Raw genomic sequence first — 12808 nt, forward strand, 5'->3', positions numbered from 1 at the left:
GACGCAGTGGTTGAGTGGGCTCTACTACGCTGATTTCATCAGCTTTTACAGCCCTACTCAACTGTGCGGAGGTGGGACGACGAAATCGAATTCTAACGAATTACCGATTTCTGTCCCACTCTCTCGGAATTATTGAGCCTAAGGAAAGTTTTTAAGATGACTTTGACTTCAATTTGAATAGCCTCTTCCGCCCTACTTCTTCTGATACAAATCAAAAACGATCTTGTCATTATAGAGGTCAATGGTATTGGCCTTGACATAGATTCCAAAGTCATTGTCAATTTCTGGCAATACAATGGTGATGGTAGACTGCTTGGGTGAGATCTGAACAAATTTTGGGATATTTTTATTTTTACTCAAGAGCTGCAAGACCATCCTTTGTGGAATTTGAAAGGTTCCGACTGAAAAATCCTTCACCGTCAAGAGAATATTCCCGTTTTCCAATTTGGATGGTTGAAAGTAAATATATAAGGGATAGTCCTTTCCTAAGAGACTCAACTGCCCTTCTAATAGGATTTGCTGATTGTCCGCATAGACCTTGTAATCGGACAGCTTATATTTTTTCAGAAGCGATTTGATGGTGTCATTGAGTTGATCACGGGTGGTCGTCATAGTTCCAACTTTGACATCTTTAGTGCCAATTGCTTGATGAAGCTGACTAACATCTTCTCTTGGCGTCGCTAAGCGCCCTTGCACAACTAAAGCGAAGGCTAAGAGAAGGCTGACCAAACCTAAAAATAACCATTTCCAAATATTGATTTTTTGAAGGAAGGGGACCTTCTCGTTGATGGGATTATTTTTGACTCCAAGTTTTCTTCGTAGCATTGATTTTCTCCAATATTGCTTGTTTCATCTTTTCATAGCCCGTATTGTTGGGGTGGAAACTATCCTCTTCATACAAGGCATCATTGATAACGGTTGTCTTCCCGTCACTGATTTCTGATACGCCCATTTTGCCATCAATGCCTTTATAGAGCAGATCATTGATCGGAACGAAATAGACCTGATCATATTGCGCGATGGTTTCTTCCGTCGTCTCATTCCAACGATCGACAGCCGTCTGGATACTGGTTAATTCAGGAAAATTCAGGTAAAGAGGATTGTAGATCCCCACTACATAAATAGGAAGATGGGGATTGTCCTTTCTGGCCTTTGTAATAATTTCTTTGAGGTTCGCTGTATAACTCTTGAGCGGCTTTTGGATATCCGATAGGGAAAAGTCACTCATATGATCGACAACGACTTTGCGCAGATCATTTCCTCCAACTGTTAAGGTCATGACACGCGCCTTTTTGAGATCCTTCTGAAGATCTGTTTGCTTCTTGAGTCGATCTAAGATCTGAGCACTTGTATTTCCAGCTACTCCATAGTTGACAGGCTGATACTGACCGTCATTTTCATTAGACAGGCTTTGGGCAAGGATGGGGACAAAGCCCCCTTGCTTGGTGCTATCCCCTACTCCTTCGGTCAGTGAATCTCCTAGAGCTACATAAGTATAGGTGACTTCTTTCGTAGCCATTTTGGGCTTGGTCATACGAGGGGATGCAGTTGGTAGCAGGGCACGAAATAGAAAGACAAAGACAAGAAGGCTGGTTAAAAAGAAAACCAAGCCTTGCATCATTTTTTTAAGATTCATATGAATACGATCGCTTATCCTTGAAAAATCACTTGTCCATCACAGATTGTATAAGCAACTTTCCCTTTTAATGTTTCACCCACAAATGGTGAATTGCCCGCTTTTGAAGCGAAATGATCCGATACCAGACGATCTGCTTCTGGATCAAAGATGGTTAAATCTGCCGGTCCATCCACTGCAATATATCCAGCATCAAAATCATAGAGACGTGCTGGATTATAGGACATCTTTTCAAGCAATTGCATCAGGCTTAAATGGCCTGCATGCACCAAGTAGGTCAAACCAAGAGAAAGCGAAGTTTCAAGCCCAGTCATTCCAGATGGTGCTTTGGTAATATCAGGAACATTCTTCTCATCTGCATGGTGAGGCGCGTGGTCAGTCGCAATCACGGAGATGACGCCTGATTTCAAGCCTTCAATCACTGCTAGACGGTCAGATTCTAAGCGAAGAGGTGGATTCATCTTAGCATTGCTTCCTTTAGTCAAGAGCAGACTTTCTGTTTTCGAAAAGTGTTGAGGTGCCACTTCTGCCGTCACATGAGCTCCTAATCCTTGGGCAAATTCCACCACCTTGACACTTTCTTCCTTGGAAAGGTGTTGGATATGGAGGTGAGCACCTGTCGCATGGGCAATCATGGCATCACGCGCAGCCATTGAATATTCGGCTACACCCGTCGCACCACAGACATGGAAGTGTTCCTTGGCAATGTTTTCATTCAAACCAAGAATGCCATTCAACTCAGGATCTTCTTCATGCAGACTAATAAAGGTCCCTAGACGCTTAGCTTCTTCCAAGGCTTCACGGACAACCTTAGTGCTTTGAAGGGGAATCCCATCATCTGAAAATCCTACTACACCAGCCTTAAGCAGGCCTTCAAAATCTGTCAGGTGCTGACCGTCAAAGTTCTTAGTCACCGTCGCAACCGTATGAATGTGAAGATTTTCCTTAGCTGCAGAAGCTAAGACTTCCTCCAAGGTCGTAATATCTGAAATGGTCGGATTGGTATTGGCCATCATGACCACTCGGGTAAAACCACCCGCAGCTGCGGCTAAGGCACCCGTATGGATGTCTTCTTTATGAGTTTGACCGGGCTCACGGAAATGGACGTGTACATCGATCAATCCAGGAGCTACAACCAGACCAGTAGCATCAAGGACTTCTTGTCCATCCGTTGGGAGGTTTTCAGCGATCTCTACAATTTTCTTTCCTTCAATGCGAAGATCACAGACTTGATCCAAGCCAGTTTTGGGATCCATTACGCGACCATTTTTAATGACAACCATTGCATTCTCCTTTATTCATAAAAATCAACATGCGACTCTAACAAGCGGTCGCCGTCATAGCGAAACATTGCTGAAAAGAAGGGTTTATCCTCCAACAACCACTCGACAAAGGTGTGGTCCCCTTCCCAGGTTGGTTTTGAGAGGACTTGATCATAAGGTACCCACTCCAAGGTCCCTTCGTTACACTCGATCAGTTCTCCTTCAAAATCTGTTACCTTGAAGACATAGGTATACCAGTCTAAATCTGGAGTGAACTCCGGAAAGGTAATAATCCCTTTCAAAACTGGCTTGGCTCTAAGGCCCGTCTCCTCAAAAATCTCACGCGCAGCACACTCCTGTGGGGTTTCCCCGCGTTCTAATTTTCCACCAACCCCGATCCATTTGCCTGCATGGACATCATTGGGTTTTTTATTGCGATGCAACATGAGAAATTCTTTCCCATTGTCAATGTAACAAATCGTTGCTAATTGTGGCATTTCTTTCTCCTATCTTAACCAATCAATCGGCTCGCGTCCCGCCTCTTTCAAAAATTGATTGGTTTTTGAAAAGGGTTGGGAACCAAAGAATCCTCGGTAAGCCGATAAAGGACTTGGGTGAGCTGATTCAAGGACCAAATGTCGTTCGTGGGTAATCAGAGGCTTTTTCTTACGGGCATAAGATCCCCAGAGGATAAAGACAACTGGCTCCTCCAACTCATTAACCACCTTGATCACAGCATCTGTGAAAGGCTCCCAAATTTGACCAGCATGACCATTGGCCTGACCAGCTGGCACTGTCAAACAGGCATTGAGCAAGAGCACTCCTTGCTCTGCCCAAGAGGTCAGATCATGGGAACGCTTCTCTCCGATATCTGAGCGCAATTCTTTGAGAATATTTTGCAAAGAAGGTGGCGCTGGTACATGATCTGGAACAGAAAAACTTAAGCCCTGCGCCTGATCCGGTCCATGGTAGGGATCTTGACCTAAGATCAAGACCTTGACCTGATCCATCTCTGTCGACTGCAAGGCCTTAAAGACCTTGTCACGCGGTGGATAAACCACTCCTTTGCTATAGACTTCATTCATAAAGTCATTGATCTGGTGAAAATACCCTTCTGGAAGATGGGATTTGATGGCTTCATGCCAGGGTGAATGTCGCATGGAAACTCTCCGCAATCCAATAAATTCTTACCTTCCATTATACCACATTTGGCGCAGATCCACTGGATAAAAAAGAGGCTGGGACAAAAGTCCTAGCCTCTCAATTATTTTTGGATTGTCGATCAAGACGCAGTGGTTGAGTGGGCTCTACTACGCTGATTTCATCAGCTTTTACAGCCCTACTCAACTGTGCGGAGGTGGGACGACGAAATCGAATTCTAACGAATTACCGATTTCTGTCCCACTCTCTGTTTCTGCCTGTCATACAAGCGAGAGCTTTTAGGTATTTTCTTTCTTGGTAAATCCTGCTAGACCGATCGAAGCGACTAGTAAAATTTGCGGTAAGAATTGGATGAGGTAGCGGGTCTTCCCTCCTTCAAAGATGGTTAAGAAGAGCAAGCCACCAAAAACCGCTAAGGAAAGGAAGTTAAAGTCATCTGTATCTCGACGTTTGAGATAAGCTCCAACCAAACCAGCCGATAGGATGATCCAGATCACCTGCTTGACAAATTCATAATACTTGTACTGCGGGCGATCAATGCTAAGGAAATAGGTCCGCACCCATTTTGCCAGACCATTATTTTTAGTCAGAGGTGCATAGAGAGGATTGATAAAAGGCGTCTTCTCATACTCTACATCTCGGTAAAGCCAACCTAGGGTCCCTTCTGCTACCGTCAAGGATTGCTTGTAGTAGATATGCCCGATCAAACCGAACGGTCCGTACTCCTTGAGACGGCGCTTGATTTCTTTGATCACATTTTCTTTTTTAAAGAGGCCATTGTTGTAATCCGAGCGCTTATCCTCATCAATATAGGCCAACAAGCCTTCTTTCATATCTTCTTGGTTGTGCCCCATATCTGTCAAGCCCAGATTGATAAACAAGAGCGGTCCTTTAGCCAGCCCTTCTTGTTTCAAGATTGGCACAACTCTTTGATGATTGACCGCCGTATTCAACCCTGCAAAGACAAAGCCCGTCGTCATGACCGTCACCGTAGCAATCTTTCCAAAGGCCTTCCAATTTCCTCTAAAGAAAAGCACAGCCCAAAAAGCAATCATGACAATAATGGTCGTTGGACGAATCAACATGGATAGGCCAGATAAGATTCCCAAGCCAACAATCTTCTTCCAGGAGACTGCTTGGTCTTCCTTCAAGAGATCCAAGGCCCACCATAACTGAAGAGCGATCAAAGGAAGCGGCGGAATGTCCGTATACATGGAATAGAAATACGGCGAGTAACAGATCAAGCTCACATAGAAGAGATAGACCAGATCAGCCGTTTTTTGATTGAAATGCTTCTGGGACAGCTTGTACAAGAGGACTGCACCCAGATTGACATAGAGGATATTGAGAGCCTGCATGACCCACAGACCGCTAGAGCCAAATAAGACATAGAAAAACTTCTCGTAAAGAAAGAGCGGAATGTTATTGGGATTGCGACTGAGGTAGTTGGTGATAGAGGATTGCTTAAGAAGATCAAAAGCCCCTTTGAAAACAACCGCAGCATCCCTACGGATAAAGAGCTCTGCACAGACCATGACAATCAACTGAAAGACAAGGGCACCAAGCAAGAAGCCTTTTTTGTGCCGGGTCAACCAAGCAAAGACACTCTTTAGCCCATCGCGTTTCAAACAGGCTAGCAGAAATAGCAATCCAGCACCTAAAATGGCTAGCCATGAAATCTCTCTCAGATAGGTCACACTGATCAAGAACCAGTGAAACACCACTAGCAACATGACAACATGAAGCATCCCAAATAGAATACGTTTACTTTTCGATAACATAGGTCCATTATATCAAAAAAACAGCATTTCTGCTGTTTTGGGGTGAACATCAACTGTAAAATGGTAATTATGGGTACATTCATTTTATCCAACCAATTTTTAACTCTTACCCTTAACTAACCTAAAACACTAGGATTAGAATACATAAAAAAACAAGATAAATCCCAACCGTTAGAATCATTCCGATTTTATAGAAACCGACTAAGCCGGCATATCGTTCGACAAAACCAATCTGTGGCTTGCTTGGATTATAAAAGACTGTCATAGGAGACCCAATCAGGAATATCATCCGCAAATCCAGATTTTTACCTGCTCCAAGAACATAGGTTCTATCGAAAACATTAGTTTGTCTTGACTTAGAAGAAGTCTCCCTAAAATAAGCATAGGAAAATGTCTTTTGGTATCTATCACCCCCGACTTGATATTACACCACTGGCAGGGAAATAAACAATTACTACAATCATACCGGATTTTACTTTGAGAATCAAGTTAACCACCAACTAGTGAAAAGAGTATAAAAAAGAAGCGTTAAAAACGCTTCAGTTGTATTATTTATTTTGCCAAGTTTCTTGGTTTTCCTTGAAACGGTGTAACAACTCTAAACCTTCAGAAGTAATGTAACCTTGTTCTTCTGCCAAATGAATCAATTCTGTATAGTTAGACAAGGTTTCAAGTTGAACGCCAGCTTCCGCAAATTTCTTATCGGCTTTCTCCAATTGGTAGGTGAAGATAGCTACCACACCAAGGACATCTGCTCCTTCACGTTTCGCAGCTGCGACAGCATCCAAGACAGACCCACCAGTAGAAATCAAATCTTCCACTACAACCATCTTTTGACCTTTTGGTACACGTCCTTCGATTTGGTTTCCAGCACCGTGGTCTTTTGGTTTGCTACGGATGTAAGCAAATGGCAAATTCATCTTGTCCGCAATAATGGCTCCGTGAGGAATCCCTGCAGTTGCTGTCCCTGCAATCACTTCTACTTCAGGGAAAGCTTCCTTGATTTTATCTACAAATCCATTTTCGATCAAGGTACGAGTTTCAGGATAAGCGAGGGTTACACGGTTATCTGTATAAATAGGGGACTTGATCCCAGATGCCCAAGTAAAAGGTTCTTCTGGTTTCAAATAAACCGCTTCGATTTTCAAAAGATGGCTAGCAATATCTTTAGCTAATGACATGACGACTCCTTTTTACGATTTTAATCATATACGGATTAAATCATTTTTTGATTTAAACAACAACATTACAGGTTAGTGAACGCGTTAGGGAAGATCCCATCCGACTTCCCGTAGAGCTACAAAAGTTCCACTTTTAGTAGCGATAAGTGTTCCGACGATTTAAAGGATAAAACGATTATTTTTATCCTCTAAATCTAGTGAATAGTTTAGGGAAGGCCCTATCGGGCTTCCCGTAGAACGTCTTGAAGCACAGCTTCTTAGACGTTCTTAACTATTCCACTGTCTCTTAATTTCATGGTAAGCGTCCCATGGGTTTTCTGCTTGGATGATTGGACGTCCAACGACAATATAGTCAGATCCAATTTTATGAGCTTCTTGTGGAGTCATAACCCGTTTTTGGTCGCCGATTTCAGCTCCAGCAGGACGAATCCCTGGTGTTACACAGACAAAGTCTGATGAAGTGGCATCTTTGATCAAGGCTACTTCATGGGCTGAGCAGACAACGCCATCCAAGCCTGCTTCTTGGGCCTTGCGGGCATAATTAACTACAGATTCTTGGACTGTTGTTTGGATGTTTTGGCAATCACGCATGTCTTCTTCACTGGTAGAAGTCAACTGGGTCACGGCTACCAATTTAGCTCCTTCACCAAGAGCTGCCTTGGCTTCGCGCATCATCTCTACACCACCGGCTGCGTGAACTGTCACCATATCTACTCCGAAAGTACCCAGTACGGACATGGCTGATTTGACTGTATTTGGGATATCATGCAATTTTAAATCAAGGAAAATGCTGTGTCCAAGCCCTTTGAGATAATGTACAATTTCAGGACCAACTGCATAGAAAAATTCCATTCCGATTTTTACAAATAATTTTTCGTCTTCTGGAAAATGCTCTAAAAAGTGTTTGACATCCTCGAAAGCTGGGAAGTCAAGGGCGATAATAGGACGTTCTTCACGCATGGATTACTCCTTTTTTGATTGATCTTTTTGTCTACAAAAAAACCTTGCCCGAGGCAAGGTTACACGAAAATTAGGTAGGAACAACTACCATGATTCACCGTCTAGACCTTAGGAGCCTCTCTGGACTGCTTTAAAGGTTTTTATTTATTGTAGTACGATATTTGGGAAAAGTCAAGGATTTACAGTAGATTTTCCCGTACATGTTTACGGAAGTTCTCAAGTGTCTCAATACCATAGCGATCCATGACCTGTGGTAGATCTTCGATGATGGTTGGACAAGCATAAGGATCGGTGAAATTAGCGGTTCCAACTCCAATCGCAGAGGCACCTGCAATCATCATTTCAATGGCTGCTTCGGCTGAATCGACACCTCCCATACCGATAATCGGAAGTTTAGTGGATTGGGCAACCTGACGGATGAGTTTCAAAGCAACTGGGAAAACAGCTGGACCCGACATGCCTCCGGTTCCATTGGCAATAATGGGCTTACCAGTCTTGAGGTCAAAGCGCATGCCGACCAAGGTATTGATCATGGTTAAGCCGGTCGCCCCTGCATCCTCTGCTGCTTTTGCGACCTGCGTAATGTCTGCCACACTAGGCGTTAACTTGACATAGACAGGGACGGAGGACGCTTCTACCGCTGCTTTCACAGCCGCATAGGCCAATTCAGGGACTTGCCCGATTAAAAGACCATTGTTCCCATGGTCTACGTTTGGACAAGAGATATTGAGCTCAATGGCTTTGACATTTGGTGCTTGCGAGATCTTGCCAGATACTGTCGCATACTCTTCGTTGGAGAAGCCGGCTACGTTGGCAATAATCGGTAGATCTGGATAATGTTGGGCCAACCAAGGGAGTTTCTCTGCTAGGACCACGTCTACCCCTGGATTTTGGAGCCCAATGGCATTGAGCATGCCTGCAGGAGTCTCAGCGACACGTGGCGTTGGATTTCCAAAACGAGCCTCAGCAGTCGTCGCCTTGATCATGATGGATCCAAGCAGGTCTAAGTCATAGTATTTGGCATATTCCTGACCGAAGCCAAAACAGCCAGATGCCGGAATAATCGGGTTTTTCAAGTCTAAACCGGGTAAGGATACGGCTAGTCGATTTGCTGTCATAAGATCCTCCTACATCACAATCGTACCGGTTTCAAAGACCGGTCCGTCTTCACACACGCGCTTATTGGCTGCTTGGCTTTCATTTTCTAAATGCACCACACAGGCATAGCAAGCACCCATCCCACAAGCCATACGGGATTCCATGGAAATGTAGGCGCGGGGATGGTCATGGAATTTGGTATTGACATATTTGAGCATGCCAAGTGCTCCACAAGAATAGATAGCGTCAAACTCCTGGTCCATCGAATCAATGACCGTAGAGACATAGCCCTTAGTGCCATAAGTCCCATCGTCTGTCGTTACAGTGACATGAGCAACCTTAGAAAGCTCTTCTTCCAAAATGACGGCTTCTTTGGTCGCAAAGCCGACAACCACTTCAACTTCCACCCCTTGCTCATGGAGTTGTTTGGCCACTTGGACCAAAGGAGGAACACCGATCCCGCCACCAATGATCAAGGCTTTCTGACCTTGGCCGAGATTGGTGAGATCAAAGCCATTTCCCTGAGGCCCCATGACACTGAGTTTGCTACCGATTGGCAATTGGGAAAAGATAGCTGTCCCCCCACCTTCGATGCGGTAGATCAAGCGACACGTCTGTGTCTCAGGATCAATCTCAGAAATTGAAATCGGACGGCGAAGTAGCTTGGACCCATCAGGGACGCGGATATGAAGGAATTGACCTGGCAGCATCTGCACCACCATTTCCCCCTTCAAGATCATAGAATAGACGCGCGGAGCGATCTCTTCTTGAGCGATTAGCTCCATCTCCTCCATCATGATTTTGCCAAAGCGTTTTTTACAACTGTCACTGACCATTGATATCCTCTTCTTTCTTTCAGCAAAAAAGACCTCGCAAAAGCAAGGCCCTACAAATGATCAGCTAGACACCGTCTGCTGATCTTTTTTCTGTCTTTCCTTGCAGGCCTCTCTGGACCTCTTAAAGGTTAAATTTGTCTCATTATATCGCGCTCCTTCTCGCTTGTCAAGTAAAATCAGTAACTTAGGAAGCTTTCTTAGGGTCAAAATCTTCTGGGATCGGTTTGATGTATTGCATGGCGATTCGGTTCTCAGGCTTGCGGTCAACTAGATAAAGAACCAGTAAAAAGAGCCATTCCAACGGTTTCATCAGGTAGTAGATCAGGTCCATGGCCCATTTCTTCTTGATATGTTTGGCAAAGGGATAGCCATAGCGATCATAATTGCGACGCAAGAAGCGATGGAATCGCGGCGTCTTTTCTTCTAGTACCTGTTCAAAGGCATTGGCAATACAAAGCTGGCGATTGACAACGACTGGATGACCGTGGCGGATGCCCATCCGCTGGGGCTTGACAACTTTTTCATGCCCACCAGCCGCAACCGTACAGAGATAGTGCTCATCAATGATAAGATTCTGAGGGGGGATCTTCTGTGAGAAGGCCCAGTCAGCTGTATTGGTCCAGGCCTTGATCATAGAATCCGGTTGCTGCCCAAAGAGCATGAGAACGAGGACAACGAGAGCAAGGGTTGGAAGGGCAACAAGAACTGCTAGCCATGGCCAGTTGCGCGACTTGTTTAAGAGCTGATGGAGCCATCGAAGCAGACGATTCTCATAGCTTATCTCTGTTCGATCTTCCTGCCACTCCTTGATGCGAACCCATAAGAGATGGATGGAATAGATCAGTAAGAAAAAGGTGTGAAAACTTGCTACCTGCAGTTGATTATCAAAAACTAAGAGAAGAACCACTCCTCCTAGAATGCCACTGATGCAGAAAACATTTGCTAACGGCGAGAGTGAATTCGCATCCCAGTAGGAATAGATAATCAAGGCTAGTAAAGTAAGAGCTGCCAGTGTGAAGAAGGTCGGATAGGCGCCAGACCAGATCAAAGCATGCTTCTGAGAATTGATCAAACTCTCACTCCAATCGTAAAAGGTCATATCCTTGACGATGAAAATGAAAATCGCTTCGAGAAAGCAACCAAAGAGACCAAACCAAAGAACAATGGTAGGCTGTTGCTTTTTGACAGGCTTAGGACTAGGTGATTCCTGCTTTTTCTTCATAAGAAATGCGTCATCTTCTCTTGTCCCTTCGCCTTCCTTTGGCCCTCTATCTTTAAACAAATCCGAATCTTTGAGAGCTTCTTCCTCAGATTCTTTGAATTGGAGGCTAGACCACCGACCGATCCCATAAATGATGACAAAAATATTGGGAACAAAGAGGGCAATGGTTAGACCGTAGGGCAAGATCTTCATCGTAAAGGAAACGATCTCCCAAACACTAAATTGGATGAATGGATCCTTTATTGCATAGATCGATTCACTAACAACAAAATAAATGTAAAAGACCAATAGAATCAAAGCATTGGTCACAAAATTGATCTGTAACAGACCGGCTGTGAAATGGGTTTCCAATTCCTTATCCTTTTTCTTATACCAGGAAACTAGTTTTTTCATAAGATCTCCTCAATCAATTTTTTACCATTCTATCAATCAGCTCACCCCTTAATCAAGGCAAAACTGTATTTTTCCATCAAAATCAGTCCCCATATGGAGATTTTGTTTCCAATTTTCTATTTTTTAAATATTTGATCTAGCCTACTTCCTATTACCTACCTCAGCCTGTCTTATTCTTTGATACAGTCCTTGAAAGACCACATTTTACGGGAAAAACGCGTTCTTTTATGTTAAAATAAAAGCATGAGAATACAACAATTACAATACATTATCAAAATCGTCGAAACCGGCTCTATGAATGAGGCCGCAAAACAACTCTTCATCACGCAACCTAGCCTTTCCAATGCCGTTAAGGACTTGGAAAATGAGATGGGGATTGAAATCTTTATCCGGAATCCTAAAGGGATCACTTTGACTCGCGATGGGATGGAGTTCCTCTCTTATGCCCGCCAGGTGGTGGAGCAAATCGACCTCTTGTCCGAGCGCTATAAAAATCCTGTGGGCTCTCGTGAGCTTTTCAGCGTCTCTTCACAGCACTACGCCTTCGTGGTTGAGGCCTTCGTTTCTCTCCTCAAGAAAAGCGATATGGAAAAATACGAGCTCTTCCTACGGGAGACGCGGACTTGGGAGATCATCGATGATGTCAAGAACTTCCGTAGCGAGGTTGGCGTACTCTTTTTGAATAGCTACAACCGAGATGTCCTCTCTAAGATGCTGGATGATAATCACCTGATTGCCACCCACCTCTTCACAGCGCAACCTCATATCTTTGTCAGCAAGACCAATCCTCTTGCTAAGAAAGAGATCGTTCACTTGTCAGATCTGGAAGATTTCCCATACCTTAGCTATGACCAAGGGACCCACAACTCCTTCTACTTCTCAGAAGAAATCCTCTCTCAAGAGCATCATAAGAAATCCATCGTCGTCAGTGACCGGGCGACCCTCTTTAATCTCTTGATTGGTCTGGATGGCTACACCATTGCGACCGGGATCCTCAACAGCAATCTCAACGGAAATAACATCGTCTCCATTCCCCTTGATATCGAAGACCCAATCGAGCTGGTCTACATCAAACATGAAAAAACAGCCCTCTCAAAAATGGGAGAAAAATTCATCGAATACTTGCTTGAGGAAGTGAAGTTTGATAAGTAAAAAAGAGGCTGGGACAAAAGTCCTAGCCTCTCAATTATTTTTGGATTGTCGAGCAAGACGCAGTGGTTGAGTGGGCTCTACTACGCTGATTTCATCAGCTTTTACAGCCCTACTCAACTGTGCGGA

The 12808-nt window shown here is 44.2% G+C and carries 12 protein-coding genes; 1 reads left to right on the plus strand and 11 read right to left on the minus strand.

Translation table 11 applies throughout. The features are described from left to right. Positions 1-192 precede the first annotated feature (192 nt). From PCY07_RS10080 to PCY07_RS10130, 11 genes are all read right to left on the minus strand, one after another. Positions 193-825 carry a YpmS family protein gene (locus PCY07_RS10080; RefSeq protein WP_301356680.1) on the minus strand — a complete coding sequence of 211 codons (633 nt, stop codon included), beginning with the start codon at positions 823-825 and terminating at the stop codon, positions 193-195. After that, positions 794-1636 (minus strand): SGNH/GDSL hydrolase family protein, encoded by an 843-nt coding sequence (locus PCY07_RS10085; RefSeq protein WP_301356681.1) that lies wholly within the window; start codon positions 1634-1636, stop codon positions 794-796. The genes PCY07_RS10080 and PCY07_RS10085 overlap by 32 nt, the downstream gene beginning before the upstream one ends. Positions 1637-1650: 14 nt before the next feature. Then, positions 1651-2919 (minus strand): dihydroorotase, encoded by a 1269-nt coding sequence (locus PCY07_RS10090; protein ID WP_195228117.1) that lies wholly within the window; start codon positions 2917-2919, stop codon positions 1651-1653. Between the two features lie 11 nt (positions 2920-2930). Next, positions 2931-3395 carry an 8-oxo-dGTP diphosphatase gene (locus tag PCY07_RS10095; RefSeq protein WP_301356682.1) on the minus strand — a complete coding sequence of 155 codons (465 nt, stop codon included), beginning with the start codon at positions 3393-3395 and terminating at the stop codon, positions 2931-2933. A 9-nt stretch (positions 3396-3404) separates the two neighbouring features. Continuing rightward, on the minus strand, positions 3405-4058 hold the full coding sequence (locus PCY07_RS10100; RefSeq protein ID WP_156672251.1) for a uracil-DNA glycosylase: 654 nt from the start codon (positions 4056-4058) through the stop codon (positions 3405-3407). A 279-nt stretch (positions 4059-4337) separates the two neighbouring features. Beyond that, positions 4338-5840 carry a glycosyltransferase family 39 protein gene (locus PCY07_RS10105; RefSeq protein WP_301356683.1) on the minus strand — a complete coding sequence of 501 codons (1503 nt, stop codon included), beginning with the start codon at positions 5838-5840 and terminating at the stop codon, positions 4338-4340. A 548-nt stretch (positions 5841-6388) separates the two neighbouring features. After that, positions 6389-7021 (minus strand): orotate phosphoribosyltransferase, encoded by a 633-nt coding sequence (gene pyrE, locus PCY07_RS10110; RefSeq protein ID WP_156672249.1) that lies wholly within the window; start codon positions 7019-7021, stop codon positions 6389-6391. A 267-nt stretch (positions 7022-7288) separates the two neighbouring features. Further along, positions 7289-7981: an orotidine-5'-phosphate decarboxylase gene (gene pyrF, locus PCY07_RS10115; protein ID WP_003011715.1), complete on the minus strand. Its 693-nt coding sequence runs from the start codon at positions 7979-7981 to the stop codon at positions 7289-7291. A gap of 179 nt (positions 7982-8160) precedes the next feature. After that, a complete protein-coding gene (locus PCY07_RS10120) occupies positions 8161-9099 on the minus strand; it encodes a dihydroorotate dehydrogenase (protein WP_301356684.1) in 939 nt (312 codons plus the stop codon). A gap of 9 nt (positions 9100-9108) precedes the next feature. Next, the gene (locus PCY07_RS10125) at positions 9109-9915 is read right to left on the minus strand and encodes a dihydroorotate dehydrogenase electron transfer subunit (protein ID WP_301356685.1); all 807 of its coding nucleotides are present in this window, start codon (positions 9913-9915) and stop codon (positions 9109-9111) included. A gap of 184 nt (positions 9916-10099) precedes the next feature. Then, on the minus strand, positions 10100-11530 hold the full coding sequence (locus tag PCY07_RS10130) for a DUF6688 family protein (RefSeq protein WP_301356686.1): 1431 nt from the start codon (positions 11528-11530) through the stop codon (positions 10100-10102). 243 nt (positions 11531-11773) lie between these two features. Here PCY07_RS10130 and PCY07_RS10135 point away from each other — a divergent pair, with 243 nt between their 5' ends. Beyond that, positions 11774-12682: a LysR family transcriptional regulator gene (locus tag PCY07_RS10135; RefSeq protein ID WP_003003594.1), complete on the plus strand. Its 909-nt coding sequence runs from the start codon at positions 11774-11776 to the stop codon at positions 12680-12682. Positions 12683-12808 lie beyond the last annotated feature (126 nt).

Origin of the sequence: Streptococcus sp. SP1 (assembly GCF_030440005.1) — a bacterium.
GTDB lineage: Bacteria > Bacillota > Bacilli > Lactobacillales > Streptococcaceae > Streptococcus > Streptococcus parasanguinis.

What these genes read in the sequence shown, in the direction of transcription:
- PCY07_RS10130 (WP_301356686.1), bottom strand. Translation starts at nt 11,530, where the DNA reads ATGAAAAAACTAGTTTCCTGGTATAAGAAAAAGGATAAGGAATTGGAA.
- PCY07_RS10120 (WP_301356684.1), bottom strand. Translation starts at nt 9,099, where the DNA reads ATGACAGCAAATCGACTAGCCGTATCCTTACCCGGTTTAGACTTGAAA.
- pyrF (WP_003011715.1), bottom strand. Translation starts at nt 7,981, where the DNA reads ATGCGTGAAGAACGTCCTATTATCGCCCTTGACTTCCCAGCTTTCGAG.
- pyrE (WP_156672249.1), bottom strand. Translation starts at nt 7,021, where the DNA reads ATGTCATTAGCTAAAGATATTGCTAGCCATCTTTTGAAAATCGAAGCG.
- PCY07_RS10080 (WP_301356680.1), bottom strand. Translation starts at nt 825, where the DNA reads ATGCTACGAAGAAAACTTGGAGTCAAAAATAATCCCATCAACGAGAAG.
- PCY07_RS10085 (WP_301356681.1), bottom strand. Translation starts at nt 1,636, where the DNA reads ATGAATCTTAAAAAAATGATGCAAGGCTTGGTTTTCTTTTTAACCAGC.
- PCY07_RS10090 (WP_195228117.1), bottom strand. Translation starts at nt 2,919, where the DNA reads ATGGTTGTCATTAAAAATGGTCGCGTAATGGATCCCAAAACTGGCTTG.
- PCY07_RS10095 (WP_301356682.1), bottom strand. Translation starts at nt 3,395, where the DNA reads ATGCCACAATTAGCAACGATTTGTTACATTGACAATGGGAAAGAATTT.
- PCY07_RS10105 (WP_301356683.1), bottom strand. Translation starts at nt 5,840, where the DNA reads ATGTTATCGAAAAGTAAACGTATTCTATTTGGGATGCTTCATGTTGTC.
- PCY07_RS10100 (WP_156672251.1), bottom strand. Translation starts at nt 4,058, where the DNA reads ATGCGACATTCACCCTGGCATGAAGCCATCAAATCCCATCTTCCAGAA.
- PCY07_RS10135 (WP_003003594.1), top strand. Translation starts at nt 11,774, where the DNA reads ATGAGAATACAACAATTACAATACATTATCAAAATCGTCGAAACCGGC.
- PCY07_RS10125 (WP_301356685.1), bottom strand. Translation starts at nt 9,915, where the DNA reads ATGGTCAGTGACAGTTGTAAAAAACGCTTTGGCAAAATCATGATGGAG.